Raw genomic sequence first — 23,672 nt, 5'->3', positions numbered from 1 at the left:
GCAATTGGGCCGTACGGCGAGGGCCCAGCGCGCGTAGCCCGGCAGCGGGCGCTCCCGGTCCGCGTCGGCGACCGCCTGCCAGCCGGGGCGCCCGAGGACCATGGACGCGGCAGCCCTGGCCGGTCCCATGGAGGCCGACACCCGCAGTGCGCCGATGAGCCCGTACTTGACGAAGTGCTCGGGCGCCGGCGGCTCTTCTACGCGGCGCAGTGCTTGCGCGACCGGCACGGCACGCGTGCGGCCGGGGCCGTGGGGTATGCCGAGCACAACGGCCCGGCGCATCGCGTCGTCCGCCGATCTGTGTCCCCACACGACGGCGTTCCGCTCCGGATCGTCCTCCTCCAGAACCCACAGCAGGACGGAGGACGGCAGGGCCATGCGCTTCCCGTAGGCGTACAACGCGTGGCGGTTGTCCTGACCTTCGTCGGCATCGGGCCGCTCCAGCCCGATCCGCCGCCGTACCCGCTCGGCGTCGTCGGACTCGATCAGACCGAGGAGGAACTCCACCGGCCGATCCCACGTGGTGATGTCATGCATGGGCGCATGATGCCCCGGCGGCTCAGCGGCCCGCATCTGGAAACGATTACGCCGCACGCCTTCCGGCAGGCAGAATCCCCGCATGGCCCGCACCCGCACCCCCGATGAGCACGCCGAGAGTCTGCTGAACGCCCTCGACCCGCTTCCGTACCCGCAGCGCATGCGCGAACTCGCCCTGCGGGTGCGGGAGACGGTCCCGCTGCGGCCGGTGCTGGAGGTGCTCGAAACCCGCGGACCCTACGAACGCGGGATCGCCGTCGTCGCGGCGTCCATCGGCCGGGACGCCGAGTGGATCGCGGACCGCATCGCCGACCCGGACGCCTTCGTACGCGGACACGCCCTGCGCGTCGCCGAGAGCCTCCACGTTCCCGACTCCGCCTACGAAGCGGCGCTCGACGACGCCCCGGAGGCGGTCCGCAGAGAGCTGCTGCGCGCGATCGTCGTGGGGCGGCGCACCGCGCTCGCGGACGGGCTGGTGGACGGGGTGCGGCGCGACTGGGGCGACGCGGAGGCGGCGCGGCTGCTGCCCGGGTGCACGGCGGATACGGTCGTCGGACTGCTTCCCGGACTCTTCCACGCCGTCACCGGCTGGAAGACCCTCGCGAAGCGGCATCCCGGCATCCTTCTCGACGTCGCCGAACAGGAGTTGGCGGCGCTGCCCGAGGCCGTCCGCGCCACCTGGTGGGGCCGGTACGCGGAGGGGGTGGCCGCCACGGTCGGCGCGGAGCCCCTGCGCGTGCTCGGCCTGCTCGAACGCTTCGGGCCCGCCACCCTTCCGTACGAACTCCGCGCCTGCTTCGGAGCGTTCGCGAAGGCCGACCCGAGCCGGCTCCTGAGGCTGCTGCTCACGCCGACCGGATACGCCGCCCGCCGCGGCCGCGCCCTGGAGCCCGCCGTGCTGCGCAGGCTGGCCCGCTCCGGAGCGCCCGAACTCGCCGCGTACGGCAGGGCCCTGGCCGAGCGGGGCGATCTCGCGCCGCTGGTGAAGGCGCTCCCGCCCGCGCGACGCCACGCCTTCTACCGGGCCGCGCAGGAAGGCCGCGGAGCCGGACACGGCACCGTCGACACGGTCATCCTCGACGTGCTGCCCCGCAGCCGTGTCGCCGAGGAGGCCCGGCGGATGGCCGCCGCCGCGCGCGAACGCGGCGCCCAGCAGAACTCCCTGCTCCTCGCCGAGTCCTTCCTGCCCGTCGCCGAGGTGCGCGAACGGCTCGTCGAGGCCACCCGCCGTCCGGCCGCCGAAGACCGCACCGCGGCCTGGCCGTTGCTCATCCGCAACGCCGCCCGCTTGGGCGACGGCGCGGCCGTCACCTCCGTACTGGAGGAGATGGGGCGGCTGCGCAACGAACACGACCCGGTGCGCTCGGCCGCGCTGCACGCCCTGTCCGGGGTCAGGCCCGCGCTGTTCACCGAGGACGCCGAGCCGCACCTCGACCGCATCGCCGCGGACGCCGTCGAGGCCCGCGACTCCTCGCCTGTCACCCGGCAGCACCTCAGCGCACTCGCGCTGTCCGTGCTGCGCGAGCACGCGGCGGGCGGGCGGCGGGAGTTGGTGAACTGGGCGCTGCGCACCCTGGTCCGGATATCCGGCAACACCGGCGGCGCCGACCTCGGCCGGCTCGACGCCAGGCTGCGCCGCGGCCAGGAACACCAGGTGTACGAGGCGCTGCGCCCCTGGATCGAGGCGGGCGCCGAGAAGGCCGACTACAGCCTCGCCTTCGCGCTCGCCCGCGCGGTGGGCCGCCGCGCGGCGGGCATGCCCGAGCTGCAGGAACTCCTGTGGCAGGCCATCCGTTACGGCGATGACGCGACCGCGCGCACCGCGGTCGGGCTGTGGCTGGAGCCGCCCGCGACCCGGGACGAACGGGTGGCACGCGTCCTCGCGCTCGAACCCTCGGTGGGCGCACTGTGGCCGGTCCGGCAGATCATCACCTGGCGCCGCACCGATCTGCTCGACGTGCTGCTCGCCGAAGCCCCGCCGTACGGGCGCTTTCTGACCAAGGGGACCCCCTGGACCGTACCGGTGGGCTGTGCCGTACGGCGTTGGGTGCCACGCCAACAGCGGGCGGTGGCCCGGCAGTTGAAGGAGCAGGCCGAGGCTGCCGGGCTGCCGCTCAACCAGCGGGCCGCGGCCGTCGCGTGGGGCGCGCTGATCCCGGGCACCGGCGCCGGTCTCGTACGGCGCTGGACGGACTCCCCGGACGTGGTGCTCGCCGAGGCGGCGCTCGCCGCCCTCGCCCGCACCGACCGCCCGGCCGACGCGCTGCCCGAGTTGCTCGCGCACGCGGGCGGCGAGCGGGCGCGGGTCGCCGTGTACGCGGCCACGCAGGCGTCCCGGTACGCGGCGCCGTCGCTGCTGGCCGAGCAGCTGCGCGCGGTGCTGTTCGCGTCGCGTGCCAAGGTGACCAGCCGCAAGGAGGCCGCCCGGCTCGCCGCCGTACGGCTCCCGATGCCGCGGGCGGCGGCGCTGCTGACCGAGGCGTACGCGGCGCCGGGCGCCCACGTCGACGTACGTGCCGCCTGCGTGGCCTTCGCGGGCGGCCTGCTCGCCGAGGAACCGGTCTGGGGCCTGCTGCGCGACGCCGCCGGCGCCGAACCGGTGCTCCGCACCGCGGTCCTGCGCGTCACCCCGCTGGACCTGCCCGAGCCCCACCGCGAGCGGTACGCCCGCCTCGTACGCGATGTGTCGTCCACCGATGACCCGGAGACCGCCTCTCCGGCCTTCGTCGAGCTGGCCCGTTGGGCGCCCTGGTCGCCTGAAGCCCCGAAGGTCCTCGCCGACGCCGTCACCGATCTGACGCGACGCACGAGCTGGCGCGCCGCCGCCGACGGTCTGGTGACCGCCGCCGCGGGCTCGCCACGGGGTGGCCGCGGCCTTGAGCAGGCGCTGAAGTCGCTGGCCGAGAAGGAGATCGCGGCCTCGGACGCCATCGGCGACGCTGATGCCGGAGACGCCGGCGGCCGCGCCGACGCCGACGAGCGCCGCGACCGGCCCGCCCGGCAGCGCGTCGACTACCTTGTCACCCGCCTTGCCCAGCAGGCCCGGACGGCCCCGGGACCCATCCGTCCCGCCGCCCTCGCCGCCGCTGAACTGCTCGCCGAGTACGACAGCTTCGTACCGCAGTCCGCCGCGATCACCGCGTTCCACCTCGACCTGGACGCCGAGCCGGAGCGACTGGAGCGACTGGCGTCGCTCACCGAAGGCCGCCCCGCGCTCGCCGCCCGCACGGCCAGGGAACTCGGGGAGCGGCTGGGGCGGCAGGCGCACGAGGGGGATCCCGGGACGCTGCTCGACGCCGCACGGCGGCTCGCCGCGCACGGCGGGTACGGCGAGGGGCTGCTCGCGGCGGCCGTCACCGAGGCGATCGGCACCCGGACCGGCTGGGCCGCGCCCTGGCGGGAGCTGCTGAGATCACTGCGCCGCCACCCGGTGGCCGACGTGCGGGACGCGGCGCTCGACCAAGTGACGGCGTACGAGTGAGGTGACCGGGTGGGGTGGCCGAACGGGGTGACCGAACGGGGTGACCGAGTGAGGTGCCCGCGAGCGGAGGCCGTCAGCCGGCGGCCCGTGCCGCCATCCGCGCCTTACGGGCCGCGAGCTTCGCGTCGAACTTCGAGGCCTCCGCGTCCAGACCGTCCATGAAGAGGCCGAGCTCCTCCTGGGCCTTGAGGCCCTGGGGGCCGAGGCCGTCGATCTCCAGGACCTTGAGGTGGCGCAGCACCGGCTGGAGCACGTCGTCGTGGTGGATGCGCAGGTTGTAGACCTCGCCGATGGCCATCTGCGCGGCCGCGCGCTCGAAGCCGGGCATGCCGTGACCGGGCATCCGGAAGTCGACGACGACGTCGCGCACGGCCTGCATGGTCAGATCGGGGGCCAGCTGGAACGCGGCCTTCAGGAGGTTGCGGTAGAAGACCATGTGCAGGTTCTCGTCGGTCGCGATGCGCGCCAGCATGCGGTCGCAGACCGGGTCGCCCGACTGGTGGCCGGTGTTGCGGTGCGAGATGCGGGTCGCCAGCTCCTGGAAGGCGACATACGCGACGGAGTGCAGCATCGAGTGACGGTTGTCCGACTCGAAGCCCTCGCTCATGTGGGCCATGCGGAACGCCTCGAGCTTGTCGGGGTCGACGGCGCGGGAGGCGAGCAGGTAGTCGCGCATCACGATGCCGTGCCGGCCCTCTTCGGCGGTCCAGCGGTGCACCCAGGTGCCCCAGGCGCCGTCACGGCCGAAGAGCGTGGCGATCTCGTGGTGGTAGCTCGGCAGGTTGTCCTCGGTGAGGAGGTTGACGACGAGCGCGGTCCGGCCGATCTCGGTGACCTTGGACTGCTCCTTGTCCCAGGCCTCGCCGTCCTCGAAGAAGCCGGGGAAGTTACGGGCGTCGCCGAACGGCACGTACTCGTGCGGCATCCAGTCCTTGGCCACGTTCAGGTGGCGGTTGAGCTCCGTCTCGACCACTTCCTCCAGCGCGTACAGCAGTCGAGCGTCGGTCCAGGCGGCTGACGGGCTGCCGAGGTGAGGCGAAGTGATCGTCACGGGTGCTCCAGGGGACGTGTACAGCGAGCGGAATATAACGAACGGGATACAGCGAGCGAATACAACGAGCAGGGACGGAACCTACGGCATCGTAGGCTACGTCTCCGTAGGTTACGAAGCCGTAGGTTAAGTTCGCTGTAAAGCCGCTGATCAGCGCGGACCCGAGCGAGGCCGCGCGCCCCGGACGCGCCCCGGACGCGCCCGGGCGCACGCCGGAAGCGCCTCGGATCCCCAGGCCTCGCGGCCGAACGGGCCTCTCGATCCCCCGTTCAGATGTACAACTCCCGAAGCCGTACCGAGAGGCATGTCACACAGCCTTCGAGCTTCTCCAACTCGCTGATGTCCACGAGGACCGGTTCGTGGCCGAGGTCCGCGAGCAGCTCCGCCGTCTTCGGCGCGCTCGCGGCCATCAGCAGCCTGCCGCCGCCCAGGAGCACGACATGCGCTCCGGACTCCTCCGGCACCGGCAGGAAGCGCGGGAACAGCGACGGTGTGTCCACCAGCGGCTCGTGCCCGATGACCGTCCCGTCGGGCAGCGCGGTGACCGCCGACTTCAGGTGCAGCACCTTGCTCACGGGTACGGCGACGACCCGTGCACCGAGCGGCTCGAAGGCCTCCCGCAACTGCTGGACCCCGGCCGCGTTCGTGCGCCCGCCGCGGCCCACGTACACCGTGTCGCCGACCTTCAGGATGTCGCCGCCGTCGAGGGTGCCGGGCTCCCAGATCCAGTTCACCGAACAGCCCAGCCGGGCCACGGCCTCCTCGACCCCGGCGGTCTCGCCGCGCCGCGACTCGGCGCCGGGGCGCGCGATCAGGGCGACATTGCGGAAGACGACCACGGTGTCCTCGACGAACACCGAGTCCGGGCAGTCGTCGGCGGGGTCCACCTCGACGGTCTCCCAGCCGTTCGCGCGCAGTGCCTCCGCGTACGCCTCCCACTGCTCGACCGCCAGGCCGACGTCCACCTTCGCGCGCTCGATGTGCGTCACCAGCCCCTCGGCGAGACGGGGACTGGGCCGACGGATGAGGGCTTTCTGGCTGGGCACGGGGAGAACTCCGAATCGGCAGGGGGTGTCGGCGCACATCATGCAGCGCGGGTCGTGCGCGCAAAAGCCCCCTGCCTGAGGTCGGGCACCACCTGGAACCGACGCTATGCGGCCCGCGCACCGGGTACTAAGCGGGAGACCCGACAGATTCCGGATCGGTTTCTTTCAGTTCTCCTCCTTCCAGGAGCAGCCAGCGCGTGATGCCGATCGACTCCAGAAAGGGCACGTCGTGGCTGGCGACGATCAGCGCTCCCTCGTAGGACTCCAGGGCCGTGGTGAGCTGCCGGACACTCGCCATGTCGAGGTTGTTCGTCGGCTCGTCGAGCATCAGGAGCTGCGGCGCGGGCTCGGCCAGCATCAGCGCGGCGAGTGCGGCCCGGAAACGTTCGCCGCCCGAGAGGGTGGCCGCGCGCTGGTCGGCCTTCGCCCCCTTGAACAGGAAGCGGGCCAGACGTGCCCGGACCCGGTTGTTGGTGGCGGCAGGCGCGTATCGGGCCACGTTCTCGGCGACGGTCAGCTCCCCGTCGAGGACGTCGAGCCGCTGCGGCAGGAAACGCAGCGGCACATGGGTCCGCGCGTCGCCGGACACCGCGTCCAGCTCCCCGGCGATCGTGCGCAGCAGCGTCGTCTTGCCCGCGCCGTTGCGCCCGATCAGCGCGACGCGTTCAGGCCCGCGCAGGTCGAACACGCCGTCCACGCGCGCTCCGTACCGCACCTCCAGGTTCTCGAGCGTGAGGACGGTGCGGCCCGGCGGCACGGCCGTGTACGGCAGGTCGACGCGGATCTCGTCGTCGTCCCGTATGGCCTCCACCGCGTCGTCGAGACGCTCCTTCGCCTCGGCGAGCTTCTCCTCGTGCATGATGCGGTGCTTGCCCGCGGACTCCTGCGCCGCGCGCTTGCGCGCACCCATGACGATCTTCGGCTCGCGCTTCTGCTCGAACATCTTCTGGCCGTAGCGCTTGCGGCGGGCCAACTTGACCTGAGCGTCGACCAGTTCGCGCTTCTGCTTCTTCAGGTCGGCCTCGGCGACGCGCACCATGCGCTCCGCCGCCTCCTGTTCGCTCGCGAGCGCCTCCTCATACGCGGAGAAGTTGCCGCCGTACCAGGTGACCTTCCCGGAGCGCAGATCGGCGACCTGGTCCACCAGGTCGAGGAGTTCGCGGTCGTGGCTGACCACGACCATGACCCCCGACCAGGCCTCGACGGCCGCGTACAGCCGCCGCCGCGCGTACAGGTCGAGGTTGTTGGTGGGTTCGTCCAGCAGCAGGACGTCGGGCCGGCGCAGCAGCAGCGCGGCCAGGCGCAGCAGCACCGACTCGCCGCCCGAGACCTCGCCGATGGTGCGGTCCAGCCCGATGTGTCCGAGCCCGAGTTCGCCGAGTGTCGCAAGCGCCCGCTCCTCGACGTCCCAGTCGTCGCCGACGACGTCGAAGTGCTCCTCGGCGACGTCGCCCGCCTCGATGGCGTGCAGCGCGGCGCGGGCGGCGGCGATGCCGAGCGTCTCGTCGACCCGCAGACCGGTGTCGAGCGTGACGTTCTGCGGCAGATAGCCGACCTCGCCTGCGACCCGGACCGTGCCGTCGGCCGGGGCGAGTTCCCCGGCGATCAGCTTCAACAGGGTTGATTTTCCTGATCCGTTGACGCCGACGAGCCCGGTCCTGCCGGGGCCGAAGGCGACCTGGAGTCCGTCGAAGACGGTGGTGCCGTCCGGCCAGCCGAAGGAGAGGGAGGTACAGGTGATGGAGGTGGGGAAGGTAGACATGAGGGCCTCGCGGTTGCTGGATGTGGTCAGGGGTACGCGTTCGGGACACCGCGAGGTGACGACGATCCAGTTCGGAGGGCCAGTTCAGAGGGTGGCAAGAAGGGCCCGCACCGGAGGACGGCTCGTACGCCGAGGTCGCACGCTGCGCACACGAAGGCCGGGGGAAAGCCGACTGTGTGTGACGCGGTGTCTCAGACCTCAGACGAGCAACGTCCTTCTCCTATCGACGGCAACAGAACCGATATGCACCGTAGAGCCGCCCCTGAACGCTGTCAAAGGATTAAGGATCAGGGCTTGAGGATCAATGCCTCAGGGTGGACGTGGCCCCCGACGAGAAGACGAGAAGGAGATCCCTTGCCGAACGGCTCGCTCTCGCTGCCCGCCCGGCTCTACCTCCTGGCCTGGGACACCACGAGGCTCAAGGTCACCGGCGCGACCCACCTCCACCACCTGGTGCGCGCCGGCGCCCTCACCGAGCTCGCGCAGCGCGGACTGCTCGTCGACGACGACGGCATCGTCACCCCTGTCGACGCCGACTCCCGCACCGGGGACGCCGTCCTCGACGGGCTCCTGGAACTCGTCGCGGAGTCCCGGCCGCGGAAGTGGAAGGCATGGGTGACGGTGCGGGCGGCGCGCGACACTCTGGACGCCGTACGCGCGCAGCTCGCGCTCGAGGGATACCTCCGGCCGGAGAAGAAGCGGGTCCTCGGGCTCTTCCCCTCCGTGGAGTACAAGCTGGAACAGGTGTCCGCCGTGGACGCACTGCACGCCGAAGCCCGCCAGGTACTGGAAGGCCCCCTGCCCGTCGCCGAGGTCTCCGACCGCGACGCGGCCCTCATCGCCCTCGCCGCCGCGGCCGAACTCCGCTCCCTCGTCCCGACCAAGGACCGCAAGCTCCACAAGACCCGCATCGAAGCCCTGAACGAACGCAGCGGCGCGGCGACTCCGGCCCTGGCGAAGGCCATCCAGGAGGTGCGCGCGGCGATCATCGTGGCGGTGACGGCGGGGGCGGCGACGGGGGCGGCTGCGGGGAGTTGAGGGCACGCGGAGCCGAGCCGCGCGCCCGAGCCGGCGGTGTCTTCGTCGTCGGAGCCGTCGATCCGGTGACCGTGAACACCCTCGCCGAAGGCACGCCCGCTGAACGCGCCCCGCACGAACTTCAGCAAGGACCCCGCATCAGCTCCGCCAGGTCGTGGTCCAGGTCCACCTGCAGGTGCTCAAGACCGGCGGGCACCAGCTCCGTCGTGCGCTGCAGGAACCGCCGCACCTCGCCCGAGCGGACATGCACCACCGCGGTGCCCTCGGGGGCGTGGAACTCCAGAACGGTGCGGTCGTAGCCGTACGGCCGCACCCGTACGTCGCCCCAGCCCACCGACTCCTCCAGCCCCGACGCGAGCAGCTCGCGCGAGAAGGTCCAGCAGACCTCCACGCCCTCCAGCGTGGCCGGGGCGGGGAAGGCCATGCGAACGGCGAAGGGATCGCGCCGGTCGTAATGGAGCGTCGCGGGAATGCTCGGCATCCGCGGCGCGGCGGCGACGAGTCGGGCCTCTACGGGCTGCTCGATGACGGTGGACAACGCCTTGCTCCCTTGTGACGGCTGGTCGAACTCCGGGCGGATGAGGTCGGTCAATGGAAGAGACGAAGAAACGTGCCAGTGCGTGCACCTGGGACCCGAGTGACCTCTGTCACCGAGTTCATTCACTGTGGTGATCCACCTGTGGTGATCCACCTGTGGTGATCCACCTGTGGTGATCCACCTGTGGTGATCCACCTGTGGTGATCCACCTGTGGTGATCCATTTCTTGTCCCGTGCTCTCCGGACATCCGAGAGGACACTCGGTCGAGGCCCCGGGGTTCCCGGAGGACGCCATCTGGACGGCCTCGGGGGAGTGGGCTAGCTTCCCCCGCCATGAGGGGCTTGGGGAAGACGAGACGTACGCGTCGGACGGTCACCGTGGGACTCTGTGCGGCCGCGCTCGCCGCCGCGCTGACACCGCCCGCGCTCGCCGCCGCGCCGACGGCACCCGCGCGGGCGGACGAGGCGGCGAAGGCGCCGCACTGGGAACTCAAGGACAGCGGCACGGACGTACGGTTCCGGGGACTCTCGGCAGTCAGCCGGCACACGGCCTGGCTGGCCGGCTCCCAGGGCACCGTGCTGCGCACCACCGACGGCGGCGCGAACTGGCGGAACGTCTCCCCGCCCGCGGCCGGGGACCTGGAGTTCCGCGACATCGAGGCGTTCGACGCGCGCCGCGCCGTGGTCCTGGCCATCGGCGAGGGCGAGGCCTCCCGCGTGTTGCGCACCGACGACGGCGGCGCGACCTGGACGGAGTCCTTCCGCAACACCGAAGCCCAGGCCTTCTACGACTGCCTCACCTTCTTCGACCGCCGCCATGGCCTCGCGATGAGCGACCCGGTGGACGGCAGGTTCCGCATTCTGTCGACCCGTGACGGCGGCCGCTCCTGGAAGGTGCTGCCCAACGCCGGGATGCCCGCGGCGCAGGACGGCGAGGCGGGCTTCGCGGCCAGTGGGCAGTGCCTGGTCAGTTCGGGGCCGCGCGATGCGTGGCTGGCCACCGGCGGGGGTGCACGCGCGCGCGTGCTGCACTCCTCCGACCGAGGGCTGACCTGGACGGCCGCCGACACGCCGATCCCGGCCGGCGACCCCGCGCGCGGTGTCTTCGCCCTCGCCTTCCGCGACCGTACGCACGGCCTCGCGGTCGGCGGCGACTACCGCGCCGGCCAGGCCTCACCCCAGGCCGCGGCGCTCACCCCCGACGGCGGCCGCACCTGGACCCCCGCCGCCCAGCCCCCGCCTGCGTACCGCTCCGGCGTCACCTGGCTCCCGCACAGCCGCACCGCCGCGCTCGCGGTCGGCCCCACCGGCACCGACCTGACGACGGACGGCGGCCGCACCTGGCGCACCGTGGACACCGGCTCGTACGACACCGTGGACTGCGCCCCCGACCTGGGCTGCTGGGCCTCCGGTGAGAAGGGACGGGTGGCCCGGCTGGAGCGCTGACGGTGATCCCCGGGGAAGCGGGTACTCGTAGGTGACCCCCACCCCGAAAGGAAGTGACCGGTCATGCCACGCGGTTCGAGCCCCAAGCGGGAACGCCAGTACGAGCGCGTCAAGGAGAGCGCACTCGACCGGGGCGAGAGCAGGAAGCGCGCCGAGGAGATCGCCGCGCGGACGGTGGCTGTGTTTTCCGGGGGACACCCCCGGGCCCCCGGCGGAGCGCGCCCGGTCCGGTGAGTCGAAGACCGCCAGCCGTACGTCCCTCGATGACATGTCGTCCGGCAAGCGCGGCGGTCAGCGCTCGCACAAGGGCGTCCAGGGCCCCACCTACGACCAGCTGTACGAGGAGGCCAAGCGGCGCAACATCCACGGCCGTTCGGACATGAACACGAGCGAGCTGAAGCGCGCCCTCGGCGACAAGTGGCCGGGGCCGTCCGGCTCAGCGAAGGGTCTCCCGGTACCCCTCCAGGGCGGGCGCGGTCTTGGTCGCGACGAACTCGGTGACGCGGTACGCGCACACGTCCGCCGTGACGAACGGGTCGCCCGAGACGATTTTCTCGATGTGCGCCCGGTCCTCCGCGACGGCGAGGATCACACCGCCGTCGCGGGGGTTCTTGCGCCCCGAGGCGAGAAAGAGTCCGGCCGCGTAGTGCTCGTCGAGCCAGGCGACATGGGCTGCGTGCGCGGCGTCAACGGCTTCGATCGGTGCGGTGAAACTCAGCTCCAGCACGAACATGATCGAGAGGCTACCCCTGCCCGACCGCCCGCTGCTGAACCTCCTAGGCTCGACACCACCATGACGACCGTAAGGATTCCCGCGGGCTGGCCCGCCACCGAAGAGCAGGCCCGAGCCGTGCAGGACGAGCTGCGGGAGCGGGTGGTGCTCGGCGAGCCGGGGCCCCCGCCCGGCAGCGGCCGGGTGACGGGGGTCGACGTCGCCTACGACGACGAGAGGGACGTCGTCGCGGCCGCGGCCGTCGTGCTCGACGCGGCGACCCTCGACGTCGTCGCCGAGGCCACCGCCGTCGGCCAGGTGTCGTTCCCGTACGTGCCCGGACTGCTCGCCTTCCGCGAGATCCCGACCGTCCTGGCCGCACTCGACGCCCTGCCCTGCGCCCCCGGCCTCGTCGTCTGCGACGGCTACGGCCTGGCCCACCCGCGCCGCTTCGGCCTCGCCAGCCATCTCGGCGTCCTCACCGGGCTCCCCACGATCGGGGTCGCCAAGAACCCCTTCACCTTCTCGTACGAGGAACCGGGCGCCCGGCGCGGCAGCGCGTCCCCGCTCCTCGCGGACGGACGCACCGGCGCCGAGGAGGTCGGCCGCGCGCTGCGTACGCGGGACGGCGTCAAGCCGGTGTTCGTGTCGGCCGGCCACCGGGTGAGCCTCGACAACGCGTGCGCGCACACGCTCGCGCTCACCCCGAAGTACCGCCTCCCGGAGTCCACCCGACGCGCGGACTCCCTCTGCAGGCGGGCTCTTCGGAAGGTAACCCCCTGAGAGCCCCGACTCGTTGACGGAGTGCGGCTTCTGAGTACGCGTTCTGAGTACCTGTACGGATGTGCCGGTCCCGCCATGATCGGCAGGCTGTGGGACATGACGACGCACCGTGCCCCGAAGCCCGCCGCCCATCCCACCCAGCCCGTCGAGCGCGCCGTGACGGCCGCGCTGGTCCTCGCCGTGCTCGCCGGACTCGCGTGGCTGGGCGGGATGATCTACACGGTCACGGGCTGGTCGTCCTGACGTCCGCAACACCGCGATGACGGCGCGCCCGGAACAACGCGATGAGCGGCGCGCCCGCAACACTGCGGTCGCCCGCTACAGGGCAGCCGCCACCCGGAACGTGATCCCCGCCTCGCGGAGGCGCCGCGTCAGCGCGTCGCCCATCGCCACCGCCGTCGTGACCTGCCCGGACGTTGTCGGAAGGTCGTCGAAGACGAGGGACAGCGCGGACTCGGCGAGCATCTTGGCGGTCTCGTCGTAGCCGGGGTCGCCGCCCGCGACCTCGGTGAAGACACGCCGCCCGCCGCCCTCGCCCACGAACCGCACCGAGAACCAGCTCTTCGCGCGCCGCGCGTCACTCGGCCCTTCCCCGGGCTTGATCCGGCTGGACAACCAGCGCCGCGCGGGCGGCAGTTGGGCCGCGGTGAAGAGCGCGCCCACCGCAGCGACCCCGCCCATGGCGACCGGCAGCCGCTCGACGGCCGCGTAGTTGCGGTAGCGGAAGTCCGGCCCGTACCGCTCCAGGGCCCGCGCGGACCGCTGCACCACCTGGGCGTCGATGGTGGGCAGCGGCAGCGCCCACGCCCCGACCTCCTTGGCGAACCGCGGCGCGCCCAGCGGCGCCTGCGCCCGCCGGCCCATCAGCCGCGGCTCGTGCCGTTTGCGGTCCCGCGCCGCGGCGAGCATGTGGCGTCCGCGCGCGAACTGGTTGAGCGCCGAGGCGAAGGTGCCTCCCGAGATCATGGCCTGGGAGCTGACGAACGCGTCGACCCTCAGCGGCACGCCCTCGGGAAGCTGCCGCACGGTGAAGTACGCGCCCAGGTCGTGCGGAATCGAGTCGAAGCCGCAGCCGTGCACGAGCCGAGCGCCCGTCTCCCGCGCGCGGGCGTCGTGGCGGACGTACATCAGGTCCACGAACTCGGGCTCACCGGTGAGGTCCACGTAGTCGGTCCCGGTGTCCGCGCAGGCGGCCACCAACTCCTCGCCGTACTGGATGTACGGCCCGACCGTCGTGGCCACCACGCGCGCGTGCCGGGCGAGTTCGCGCAGCGACTCCGGATCGGACACGTCCGCCAGGAGCACGCCGGGGGTGCCGGAAAGCCGCTCGCGCAGCCGGTCCAGCTTCTGCGCGTTGCGCCCCGCGATCGCCCAGCGCAGTCCTTCGGGCGCGTGCGCGGCGAGGTACTCCGCGGTCAGTGTCCCGACGAACCCCGTGGCTCCGAAAAGCACGATGTCGTACGCGCGATCCGTAGCGTTTTGCCTGCTCATGACACCCCTTGACCCTGTGCGAAGCGCCGTTGTCGGTGGCTGAGGCTAGCGTGAGGGACGAGCGGCCGAACGATGAGGTCGCGCGAAGAGGTCGGACGACGAGGTCGGAGGTAGCCGTGGCCGTGCCGAGGAACGCCCTGAAAAAGTGGCAGAGGGTCCGGGAGTTCGCCCTCGGCCTGCCCGGCGCCACGGAGGAGTTCCCCTGGGGCGACACCGTCGCGAAGGTCAACAAGAAGGTGTTCGTCTTCCTCGGCACGGACGACGGCAGCTATCCGATGGGCGTCACCCTGAAGCTCAAGGACGAGGCCGCACACGCCCACGCGCTCACCTCACCCGGCGCCGAGCCCGCCGGATACGGCCTCGGCAGGTCCGGCTGGGTGCGCATACCCCTGGAGGAGCGAGGCGCCCCGGCCGCGGAGCTGCTGTGCGACTGGGTCGAGGAGAGCTACCGGACGATCGCGCCGAAGAAGCTGGTCGCGGAGCTGGACGAGCGCTGACGCGCCAAGTTTCGTCCCGTTTCGTCACGATCCATCGACGGGATCGTCGCGATCCACCTGCCGGAATTTAACTAAGCGCTTGCTCGTCAAGGGCTTGTCTGGTGTGGCACCGGTTCTTAACATCGTTGATGTCACATCAGTAGTGTCACAGTGCTGGGGGCTTAATGGCAGGGACGCCGGGGCAAGGACCCCTCACTGGCGTGCGCGTGGTCGAGCTGGCGGGCATCGGCCCCGGCCCGTTCGCCGCCATGCTCCTCGCCGACCTCGGCGCGGACGTCGTCCGAGTCGACCGGCCCGGTGGTGCGGGGCTCGCGATCAACCCGGAGTACGACATCACCAACCGCAACAAGCGGTCCGTGATCATCGACCTGAAGACCAAGGACGGCCAGGACCGCGTCCTCGACCTGGTCGGACGCGCCGACATCCTGATCGAGGGGTACCGCCCCGGCGTCGCCGAGCGCCTCGGCGTGGGCCCCGAGACCTGCCACGCACGCAACCCGAGGCTCGTCTACGGACGCATGACCGGCTGGGGCCAGGAGGGCCCGCTCGCCCAGCGCGCCGGGCACGACATCGCGTACATCGCCCTGACCGGCACCCTCGGCATGATCGGCAGGCCGGACGAGCCGCCCACGGTCCCCGCGAACCTCGTCGGTGACTACGCGGGCGGCTCCCTCTACCTGGTCGTCGGCGTCCTCGCCGGGCTTCACCACGCGCGCGCGACCGGCGCGGGACAGGTCGTGGACGCGGCCATCGTCGACGGCGCCGCGCACCTCGCCGCGATGATCCACGGCATGTTCGCCGCCGGCGGCTGGCAGGACCGGCGCGGCGCCAACCTCCTCGACGGCGGCTGCCCGTATTACGGGACGTACGAGACGGCCGACGGGCAATACATGGCGGTGGGAGCCCTGGAGCAGCAGTTCTACGACGAGTTCGTCGAACTGCTCGGCATCGGGGAACACGCCTCCGCCCGCAAGGACCTGGCCCGCTGGGGCGAGCTGCGCGAGACGGTCGCCGCCCGCTTCAAGACCCGTACGAGAGACGAGTGGACCGCGGTCTTCGAGGGCACGGACGCGTGCGTGGCACCGGTCCTGTCGCTCAGCGAGGCGCCCGCCCACCCGCATCTCGCCGCCCGCGGCACCTTCGTCGACCACGACGGCATCACCCAGCCGGCTCCCGCGCCCCGCTTCTCGGTCACCCGCACCGCCGTCCGCACGGGGCCGGCCCGACCGGGCGCCGACACCGCGGACGTGGCCCGCGACTGGGACGTACCCGCATTGATGAAGGACGGCCCGATGAAGGACGGCCCGATGAAGGACGGCCCGATGAAGGACGGCCCGATGAAGGACGGCCCGATGAAGGACGGCGACTGATGCGGCTCTCCCTCCCGCTCGACTACGCGGGCGATCCCCGGCAGGCCGCCGACGACGTCGCCGCCCTGGAAGCCGCGGGCCTCGACGCCGTCTGGCTCGCGGGCCCCGCCAACGTCCGGATGACCGCCGAACTCGCGGACGGCTGGCTGCCCACCCTGTTCATCCCGGAGAGGGCGCGCCAGGTGTGGGGCACACCCCTGGCGGAGGGCGCCGCGCGCCGGGACAAGGAGGCCGAGGCCGCCGTGCCGGACGAGTTCTGCGAGCTCATCTCGCTGTGCGGTCCCGAGGGGTACGTCCGCGAGCGTGTCGAGGCCTTCCGCGAGGCCGGAGTGACGATGCTCAACGTCATCCCCGTCGGACCGGAACCGGCCCGGCTCGTCGAAACCGTCAAGGGCTGGCTCTAGGAAGGCGTGTCCCGTATGAACTCCAGGAGGGCGTTTCCCGCATGAAGCGGCAGATCTTCACCGCCGAGCACGACGCGTTCCGCGACACCGCGCGCACCTTCCTCGCCAAAGAGGTGGTGCCCCACTACGAGCAGTGGGAGAAGGACGGCATCGTCTCGCGCGAGGCCTGGCGGGCGGCAGGGAAGCAGGGGCTCCTCGGGCTCGCCGTCCCCGAGGAGTACGGGGGCGGCGGCGATACCGACTTCCGCTACAGCGCCGTACTCGCCGAGGAGTTCACCCGCGCGGGAGCCGCCGGGCTCGCCCTCGGGCTGCACAACGACATCATCGGGCCGTATCTGACGGGCCTGGCCACCGAGGAGCAGAAGCGGCGCTGGCTGCCCGGCTTCTGCGACGGCTCGCTGATCACGGCGATCGCCATGACCGAGCCCGGCGCCGGATCCGACCTCCAGGGCATCGCGACGCATGCCGAGGACCAGGGCGATCACTGGCTTCTCAACGGCTCCAAGACCTTCATCTCCAACGGCATCCTGGCCGACCTCGTGATCGTGGTCGCGAAGACGACTCCTGAAGGGGGCGCCCACGGGCTCTCCCTGCTCGTCGTCGAGCGCGGCATGGAGGGCTTCGAGCGCGGCCGCAACCTCGACAAGATCGGCCAGAAGTCCCAGGACACGGCCGAGCTGTTCTTCAACGACGTACGCGTCCCCAAGGAGAACCTGCTCGGCGAGCTGAACGGCGCCTTCGTCCACCTCATGACGAACCTGGCGCAGGAGCGCATGGGCATCGCCGTCGCCGGGATCGCGGCCGCCGAGTACCTGCTGGAGATCACCACCGAGTACGTCAAGGAGCGCGAGGCCTTCGGACGGCCGCTCTCCAAGCTCCAGCACATCCGCTTCGAGATAGCCGAGATGGCCACCGAGTGCGCCGTCACCCGGACGTTCCTCGACCGCTGCATCGTCGATCACTCGAAGGGGGAACTCGACGCGGTGCATGCCTCGATGGCCAAGTGGTGGGCCACCGAACTGCAGAAGCGGGTCGCGGACCGCTGCCTCCAACTGCACGGCGGCTACGGCTACATGACGGAGTACCGCGTCGCCCGGGCCTTCACCGACGGACGTATCCAGACCATCTACGGCGGGACCACCGAGATCATGAAGGAGATCATCGGCCGTTCCCTGCTCGGCTAGCCCTGCCCTCCCCACCCTCCCTGAAAGGCTTGTCAGTGAGCACCGAAGCGTACGTGTACGACGCGATCCGCACCCCGCGCGGCCGCGGCAAGGCGAACGGCGCCCTGCACGGCACCAAGCCCATCGACCTGGTCGTTGGGCTCATCCACGAGATCCAGCGCCGCTTCCCGGGCCTCGACCCGGCCGCGATCGACGACATCGTGCTCGGTGTCGTGGGCCCGGTCGGCGACCAGGGCTCCGACATCGCCCGCATCGCGGCGATCGCCGCCGGACTGCCCGACACGGTGGCCGGCGTCCAGGAGAACCGCTTCTGTGCCTCGGGCCTCGAAGCCGTCAACCTGGCGGCGATGAAGGTCCGCTCGGGCTGGGAGGACCTGGTGCTCGCGGGCGGCGTCGAGTCGATGTCGCGGGTGCCGATGGCCTCGGACGGCGGCGCGTGGTTCGCCGACCCGATGACCAACATGGCCACCAACTTCGTGCCGCAGGGCATCGGTGCCGACCTCATCGCCACGATCGAAGGCTTCTCGCGCCGGGATGTCGACGAGTACGCGGCCCTGTCCCAGGAGCGCGCCGCCGCCGCGTGGAAGGACGGGCGCTTCGACAAGTCCGTCGTCCCCGTAAAGGACCGCAGCGGGCTCGTCGTCCTCGACCACGACGAGCACATGCGCCCGGGCACCACCGCCGACTCCCTCGGCAAGCTGAAGCCGTCGTTCGCGGACATCGGCGAGCTGGGCGGCTTCGACGCCGTGGCGCTGCAGAAGTACCACTGGGTCGAGGAGATCGACCACGTCCACCACGCGGGCAACTCCTCGGGCATCGTCGACGGCGCGTCCCTGGTCGCCATCGGCTCGAAGGAGGTCGGCGAGCGCCACGGCCTCACCCCGCGCGCCCGGATCGTCTCCGCGGCCGTCTCCGGCTCCGAGCCCACCATCATGCTCACCGGGCCCGCGCCCGCGACCCGCAAGGCGCTCGCCAAGGCCGGCCTGACCATCGACGACATCGACCTCGTCGAGATCAACGAGGCCTTCGCGGCCGTCGTCCTGCGCTTCGTGAAGGACATGGGCCTGTCCCTGGACAAGGTCAACGTCAACGGCGGCGCGATCGCGCTCGGCCACCCGCTCGGCGCGACCGGCGCGATGATTCTCGGCACCCTCGTCGACGAACTGGAGCGCCAGGACAAGCGCTACGGCCTCGCCACGCTGTGCGTGGGCGGCGGCATGGGCATCGCGACCATCGTCGAGCGTCTGTAACTCCCCGGCGGACCACCCGACTTCCACGGCTACACGGCTTCTACGGAGACCCTCCTCATGACCGAGAGCACCACCATCCGCTGGGAACAGGACGAGACCGGCATCGTCACGCTCGTCCTCGACGACCCCAACCAGTCGGCCAACACGATGAACCAGGCCTTCAAGGACTCGATCGCGGCGATCGCCGAGCGCGCCGAGGCCGAGAAGGACTCCATCCGCGGGATCATCTACACCTCCGCGAAGAAGACCTTCTTCGCCGGCGGCGACCTGAAGGACATGATCCAGGCCGGGCCGGAGAACGCCCAGCAGGCGTTCGACACCGGTACGGCCATCAAGTCCTCCCTGCGCCGCATCGAGACCCTCGGCAAGCCGGTCGTCGCCGCCATCAACGGCGCGGCGCTCGGCGGAGGTTACGAGATCGCCCTCGCCTCCCACCACCGCGTCGCCCTCGACGCGCCCGGCTCCAAGATCGGCCTGCCCGAGGTCACCCTCGGCCTGCTCCCCGCCGGCGGCGGCGTCACCCGCACCGTCCGCCTCATGGGCATCGCGGACGCCCTGCTGAAGGTGCTGCTCCAGGGCACCCAGTACTCGCCGCAGCGGGCCCTGGAGAACGGACTCGTCCACGAAGTCGCCGCCACCCCCGAGGAGCTGCTCGCCAAGGCGCGCGCCTTCATCGACGCCAACCCCGAGTCGCAGCAGCCCTGGGACAAGCCGGGCTACAAGATCCCGGGCGGCACGCCGTCCAACCCTAAGTTCGCCGCCAACCTGCCCGCCTTCCCGGCCAACCTGAAGAAGCAGCTGAACGGCGCCCCCTACCCGGCCCCGCGCAACATCCTCGCGGCCGCCGTCGAGGGCTCCCAGGTCGACTTCGAGACCGCCCTGATCATCGAGGCGCGCTACTTCACCGAGCTGGTGACCGGGCAGACCGCGAAGAACATGATCCAGGCGTTCTTCTTCGACCTCCAGGCGGTCAACTCCGGCGCCAACCGGCCCCAGGGCATCGAGCCGCGCCAGGTCCGCAAGGTCGCCGTCCTCGGCGCCGGGATGATGGGCGCGGGCATCGCCTACTCGTGCGCCCGCGCGGGCATCGACGTCGTCCTCAAGGACGTGTCGGCGGAGGCGGCGGCCAAGGGCAAGGCCTACTCCGAGAAGCTCTGCGCGAAGGCCGTCTCCCGGCGACGTACGGCGCAGGAGAAGGCGGACGAGCTGCTCGCCCGCATCACGCCCACCGCCGACCCTAAGGACCTGGCCGGCTGCGACGCCGTGATCGAAGCCGTCTTCGAGGACACGGCGCTCAAGCACAAGGTGTTCCAGGAGATCCAGAACATCGTCGAGCCGGACGCGCTGCTGTGCTCCAACACCTCGACCCTGCCGATCACCGTGCTCGCCGAGGGCGTCGAGCGGCAGAACGACTTCATCGGACTGCACTTCTTCTCGCCCGTCGACAAGATGCCGCTCGTCGAGATCATCAAGGGCGAGCAAACCGGCGACGAGGCACTGGCGCGCGCCTTCGACCTCGTCCGGCAGATCAAGAAGACCCCGATCGTCGTCAACGACTCGCGCGGCTTCTTCACCTCGCGTGTCATCGGGCACTTCATCAACGAGGGCGTCGCGATGGTCGGCGAGGGCATCGAGCCCGCGTCCGTCGAGCAGGCCGCCGCCCAGGCCGGCTACCCGGCCAAGGTCCTGTCCCTGATGGACGAGCTCACGCTCACCCTGCCGCGCAAGATCCGCAAGGAGTCGAAGCAGGCCGTCGAGGAGGCGGGCGGCACCTGGCAGACGCACCCGGCCGAGGCCGTGATCGACCGCATGGTCGACGAGTTCGGGCGCACCGGGCGCAGCGGCGGCGCGGGCTTCTACGAGTACGGCGAGGACGGCAAGCGCGGCAGACTCTGGCCGGGGCTGCGCGAGCACTTCACCAAGCCGGGCTACGAGATCCCCTTCAAGGACATGCAGGAGCGCATGCTCTTCGCCGAGGCGCTGGACACCGTCCGGCTCCTCGAGGAAGGTGTGCTGACGTCCGTCGCCGACGCCAACATCGGCTCCATCTTCGGCATCGGCTTCCCGGGCTGGACCGGCGGCGTGCTCCAGTACATCAACGGATACGACGGCGGTGCCGGCGCCGGGACGGGTACGGGGCTGCCCGGATTCGTGGCACGCGCGCGTGAGCTCGCCGAGCGCTACGGGGAGCGCTTCACGCCGCCCGCGCTGCTCGTCGAGAAGGCGGAGAAGGGCGAGAAGTTCGCCGACACGAAGTAACCCTCAGTGGCCCGCCACTGAGTCGTACGCGGGAGTGGCTCAGGACTCCTTGAGCCACTCCCGGAGCTCCTCCTTCAGCGAGCGCTGGAACGTGGTCAGCAGCGCCTGCACCACCAGCGGCTGCATGTGCGCCGACAGCGACTTCACCGCCGCCACGGACTCACGCCCGCTCACCGCCTCACGCAGCAGCGTGGACAGCTCGTGGGCCGCCGCGCGCGAATGCTCCAGGAGGACGGTCCGCGCCGCCAGGATCGTCTCGTGCGCGAGCGGTACGTCGAGCAGCTGTACGCCGAGCCGCAGCAGCCCCGGGTCCACGCGGAAGGAATCCCCGGTGTGCTCGATGACGTTCATCGCGGCGAGCCGGTCGAGATCCTCGTCGTCCAGGGCGCGCCCGGCCCGCCGCTCGAGCTCCTCGCGCGGCATGTCCTCCGCGGCGTCGGGTGTCCAAGAAGCCACCACGGCGCGGTGCAGGGCGAGGTCGTGGGCGCTCAGGTCGGGCGGCAGCTGCGTCAGATAGCGCTCGATCGCGGCGAGCGTCATGCCCTGGTGCTGCAGTTCCTCGATGAGCGCGAGCCGGGCCAGATGCTGCTGGCTGTAGTGGCCCACGCGCCGGGGACCGATCATGGGCGGCGGCAGCAGGCCCTTGGAGCTGTAGAAGCGGACCGTACGGACCGTGACGCCCGCGTGCGCGGCCAGCTCGTCGACCGTGAGCGTCGGCTCCTCGGTGTCCGTCGTCATGGCAGGTCCTGTCGTAACGTAGTGCGGCTGCCTGCGCCGTCGTGCGGCGATCAGATGCAACAGTATTGCTGTCTCACCAGTCGTGTGAAAGTGCCCGGAGCGGATGGTGGTCCTGGCTGACCACTATGTGAGATGTACTGCTATGTGACGCGTGTCATCGCATATGCGGTTTTGTGTGGGGGATGGTGGGCCTTCGGGCTGTGCCGCCTCAGAGGTGGCGCGGTCCGAGGCGCATCCGGACACCCGCGTACGCCGTGCGTCGGGCGCACCAGACAGTAGATGCACCTTTGAGGAAAGACGTCGTCGACACGGCCAAGGCCGCATCCCGCACCGAGGCTGCCCGCACGCCCGTGGACGCGGGCGATGCCGGTTACAGCAAGGACCTCAAGGCCCGCCACGTCAACATGATCGCGATCGGCGGGGCGATCGGCACCGGGCTCTTCCTCGGCGCCGACGGTCGCCTCCACAGCGCCGGTCCCGCGCTGGCCATCGCCTACCTCGTCTGCGGCGTCTTCGCGTTCTTCGTCGTCCGCGCGCCGGGCGAGCTGGTCCTCTACCGGCCGTCCTCCGGGTCCTTCGTGTCGTACGCGCGCCTGGTCGTCCTGACCGCCGCCATGTCGTCGCTGAACTCCGGCCCCGCCCGGGACCTCCGCCGTATACCCCAACTGGCAGCTGCCGGTGGCCGATCCGTCCGGGCGCACCGTAACGCTGGAGGACCTCTCCGAGCACCCCGGCCCGCGCGCGGTCGCCGAGGTCTACCGCGACGTGAAGGGCGCCGCCCCCAACGGCCGTGAACCGCAACGGAAATGACTTGCGGAAAGATTCTGCAAGTCATTGCCAGGATTCGGACGGCCTGCTTGACTCACCTGCCGAGAGAGCCGAGAGGAACCCCATGAGCAGTCGCGAGATCGACGTCCTCGTTCTGGGCGGCGCGGGTGTCGACACGATCGTGTATGTCCCCGAGCTGCCCCTCCCGTTCGCCGACAGCTACATGATCCGGCCCGGCATCGAGACCCGGGCCGGGCAGAGCGGAGACTTCGTCGCCCTCGGCGTACACGCCCTGGGCCTGCGCACCCACCATCTCGACATGATCGGCGACGACCACGAGGGCGAGCTGGTCCGCGCGCTGCACCGCGACCACGGCATCCCGCTCACCGACGTCCTCCAGCCCGGCGGCACCAAGCGCGCGGTCAACCTCGTCGACCCGCAGGGGCGCCGGCTGTCGCTGTACGACGAGAGCCGTTCGGGAGAGGAGGACCGGCTGCCCGAGGAAACGGTCAAGACGCTGGCCGCCGCGAGCTGCCACGCCCACGTCGTCATCACGTACCCGTGCTCGTTCACGCTCCCCGCGCTGCGCGAGGCCGGGCTCACCCTCTCGACCGACCTGCACAACTGGGACGGCGTGAACCCATACCACGAGCCCTTCGCCTACGCCGCTGACATCGTCTTCGTGTCGACCACCGCGCTCGCGGACCCGGAGTGCACGATGCGTCAGATCGTCGAGCGGGGCCGGGCGGAGGTGGTCGTCGCCACGGCCGGGGCCGACGGCGCGTATCTGCTGGCCGACGACGAGGTGACCCACATTCCGGCCGTCACGCCCCCCGGGCCGGTGGTGGACTCCAACGGCGCCGGCGACGCCTTCGCCTCCGGCTTCCTCCTCGGCCGGCTTGCCGGGGAGCCACCGCTGCGATGCGGCCTGTATGGCGCGGTGGCCGGAGCGTACGCCTGCACCGTGCCCTCGACGCGCGCCGACGCCATCAGCCGCTACGAACTCCTCACCCGAGTCCAGGAGTTGGATTCCAAGGGCGTCCTCGTGAGCGGAGGGGGTGCGTGAACATCCCCGGCGCGAGCGGGCGGTTACGACGTCGTGGTGCTCGGCGGGGGAGTGGCCGGTGGCCACTGGCCGCCACGACTACGAGGCAACGGTCGCGAGCATGCACGAGGGCCAACTCGCCTGGTGCCAGGGATATTTGGCGCGCTACTTCCGAGGCGGAGAGGCACTCGACACGACCGACTCCGTCGCCATGCTCGCCGATTTTGGCTGAGCGAGTACTGAGTCCCTGTGTGCCCGGGCGTGTCCACGGC

General features: G+C 71.3%; 19 protein-coding genes and 3 pseudogenes. 15 read left to right on the top strand and 7 right to left on the bottom strand.

Translation table 11 applies throughout. The features are described from left to right. The first annotated feature begins 619 nt into the window (after positions 1 to 619). Complete coding sequence (locus tag C4B68_RS05045) at positions 620 to 4,018, top strand: hypothetical protein (RefSeq protein ID WP_099502391.1); 3,399 nt, start codon at positions 620 to 622, stop codon at positions 4,016 to 4,018. Between the two features lie 73 nt (positions 4,019 to 4,091). Here C4B68_RS05045 and C4B68_RS05040 read toward each other — a convergent pair whose 3' ends face one another. From C4B68_RS05040 to C4B68_RS05030, 3 genes are all read right to left on the bottom strand, one after another. Further along, positions 4,092 to 5,069, bottom strand: coding sequence for an acyl-ACP desaturase (locus C4B68_RS05040; RefSeq protein WP_099502392.1), 978 nt, complete (start codon positions 5,067 to 5,069; stop codon positions 4,092 to 4,094). 269 nt (positions 5,070 to 5,338) lie between these two features. Next, entirely contained in the window at positions 5,339 to 6,115 is a 777-nt protein-coding gene (ddaH, locus tag C4B68_RS05035) for a dimethylargininase (protein ID WP_099502393.1), read from the bottom strand. A 127-nt stretch (positions 6,116 to 6,242) separates the two neighbouring features. Beyond that, positions 6,243 to 7,877, bottom strand: coding sequence for an ABC-F family ATP-binding cassette domain-containing protein (locus C4B68_RS05030; RefSeq protein WP_099502394.1), 1,635 nt, complete (start codon positions 7,875 to 7,877; stop codon positions 6,243 to 6,245). Between the two features lie 354 nt (positions 7,878 to 8,231). Between C4B68_RS05030 and C4B68_RS05025 the strand changes: the two genes are divergently transcribed. Continuing rightward, positions 8,232 to 8,915, top strand: coding sequence for a GOLPH3/VPS74 family protein (locus C4B68_RS05025; RefSeq protein WP_099502395.1), 684 nt, complete (start codon positions 8,232 to 8,234; stop codon positions 8,913 to 8,915). Positions 8,916 to 9,036: 121 nt separating this feature from the next. Here the strand turns inward: C4B68_RS05025 and ssgD are convergent, their stop codons facing one another. Then, positions 9,037 to 9,453, bottom strand: a complete 417-nt coding sequence (ssgD, locus tag C4B68_RS05020; protein ID WP_099502505.1) for a spore wall synthesis regulator SsgD — start codon at positions 9,451 to 9,453, stop codon at positions 9,037 to 9,039. 333 nt (positions 9,454 to 9,786) lie between these two features. Here ssgD and C4B68_RS05015 point away from each other — a divergent pair, with 333 nt between their 5' ends. Further along, positions 9,787 to 10,899, top strand: a complete 1,113-nt coding sequence (locus C4B68_RS05015) for a WD40/YVTN/BNR-like repeat-containing protein (RefSeq protein WP_107475404.1) — start codon at positions 9,787 to 9,789, stop codon at positions 10,897 to 10,899. Positions 10,900 to 10,962: 63 nt separating this feature from the next. Continuing rightward, a pseudogene (locus C4B68_RS05010) lies at positions 10,963 to 11,311 on the top strand (hypothetical protein); the annotation flags it as partial. 24 nt (positions 11,312 to 11,335) lie between these two features. Here the strand turns inward: C4B68_RS05010 and C4B68_RS05005 are convergent. Then, entirely contained in the window at positions 11,336 to 11,632 is a 297-nt protein-coding gene (locus C4B68_RS05005) for a YciI family protein (RefSeq protein ID WP_099502506.1), read from the bottom strand. A gap of 60 nt (positions 11,633 to 11,692) precedes the next feature. On the opposite strand from C4B68_RS05005, the gene C4B68_RS05000 reads away from it, so the two are divergent. Next, the gene (locus C4B68_RS05000) at positions 11,693 to 12,394 is read left to right on the top strand and encodes an endonuclease V (protein WP_099502507.1); all 702 of its coding nucleotides are present in this window, start codon (positions 11,693 to 11,695) and stop codon (positions 12,392 to 12,394) included. A gap of 96 nt (positions 12,395 to 12,490) precedes the next feature. After that, entirely contained in the window at positions 12,491 to 12,637 is a 147-nt protein-coding gene (gene mmpA, locus C4B68_RS41730; RefSeq protein ID WP_167458936.1) for a morphogenic membrane protein MmpA, read from the top strand. Positions 12,638 to 12,712: 75 nt separating this feature from the next. Here the strand turns inward: mmpA and C4B68_RS04995 are convergent, their stop codons facing one another. Next, entirely contained in the window at positions 12,713 to 13,885 is a 1,173-nt protein-coding gene (locus C4B68_RS04995) for a saccharopine dehydrogenase family protein (RefSeq protein ID WP_099502398.1), read from the bottom strand. Positions 13,886 to 14,001: 116 nt separating this feature from the next. Here C4B68_RS04995 and C4B68_RS04990 point away from each other — a divergent pair, with 116 nt between their 5' ends. The 6 genes and pseudogenes from C4B68_RS04990 (at position 14,002) to C4B68_RS04965 (ending at position 20,849) form a co-directional block, all read left to right on the top strand. Then, complete coding sequence (locus C4B68_RS04990) at positions 14,002 to 14,382, top strand: MmcQ/YjbR family DNA-binding protein (protein WP_099502399.1); 381 nt, start codon at positions 14,002 to 14,004, stop codon at positions 14,380 to 14,382. 164 nt (positions 14,383 to 14,546) lie between these two features. Beyond that, positions 14,547 to 15,752 (top strand): CaiB/BaiF CoA transferase family protein, encoded by a 1,206-nt coding sequence (locus C4B68_RS04985; protein WP_099502400.1) that lies wholly within the window; start codon positions 14,547 to 14,549, stop codon positions 15,750 to 15,752. A gap of 101 nt (positions 15,753 to 15,853) precedes the next feature. Continuing rightward, positions 15,854 to 16,156: pseudogene (locus C4B68_RS04980) on the top strand (LLM class F420-dependent oxidoreductase); the annotation flags it as partial. A gap of 41 nt (positions 16,157 to 16,197) precedes the next feature. Continuing rightward, entirely contained in the window at positions 16,198 to 17,340 is a 1,143-nt protein-coding gene (locus C4B68_RS04975; RefSeq protein ID WP_099502402.1) for an acyl-CoA dehydrogenase family protein, read from the top strand. Positions 17,341 to 17,375: 35 nt separating this feature from the next. Then, positions 17,376 to 18,590 (top strand): acetyl-CoA C-acetyltransferase, encoded by a 1,215-nt coding sequence (locus C4B68_RS04970; RefSeq protein WP_099502403.1) that lies wholly within the window; start codon positions 17,376 to 17,378, stop codon positions 18,588 to 18,590. A gap of 57 nt (positions 18,591 to 18,647) precedes the next feature. Beyond that, positions 18,648 to 20,849, top strand: a complete 2,202-nt coding sequence (locus tag C4B68_RS04965; protein WP_099502404.1) for a 3-hydroxyacyl-CoA dehydrogenase NAD-binding domain-containing protein — start codon at positions 18,648 to 18,650, stop codon at positions 20,847 to 20,849. Between the two features lie 39 nt (positions 20,850 to 20,888). On the opposite strand, the gene C4B68_RS04960 is transcribed toward C4B68_RS04965, so the two are convergent. Beyond that, positions 20,889 to 21,587: a MerR family transcriptional regulator gene (locus C4B68_RS04960; RefSeq protein WP_099502405.1), complete on the bottom strand. Its 699-nt coding sequence runs from the start codon at positions 21,585 to 21,587 to the stop codon at positions 20,889 to 20,891. A gap of 287 nt (positions 21,588 to 21,874) precedes the next feature. On the opposite strand from C4B68_RS04960, the pseudogene C4B68_RS04955 reads away from it, so the two are divergent. The 3 genes and pseudogenes from C4B68_RS04955 to C4B68_RS41725 all read left to right on the top strand — a co-directional run. Further along, positions 21,875 to 22,180, top strand: a pseudogene (locus tag C4B68_RS04955) (amino acid permease); the annotation flags it as partial. A 299-nt stretch (positions 22,181 to 22,479) separates the two neighbouring features. Next, complete coding sequence (locus C4B68_RS04950) at positions 22,480 to 23,421, top strand: adenosine kinase (RefSeq protein ID WP_099502406.1); 942 nt, start codon at positions 22,480 to 22,482, stop codon at positions 23,419 to 23,421. Between the two features lie 58 nt (positions 23,422 to 23,479). Next, complete coding sequence (locus tag C4B68_RS41725) at positions 23,480 to 23,632, top strand: hypothetical protein (RefSeq protein ID WP_167459010.1); 153 nt, start codon at positions 23,480 to 23,482, stop codon at positions 23,630 to 23,632. Positions 23,633 to 23,672 lie beyond the last annotated feature (40 nt).

It is taken from the genome of Streptomyces dengpaensis, from assembly GCF_002946835.1.
Taxonomy (GTDB): Bacteria; Actinomycetota; Actinomycetes; order Streptomycetales; family Streptomycetaceae; genus Streptomyces; species Streptomyces dengpaensis.
This window is presented reverse-complemented; position numbering and strand designations above follow the sequence as displayed.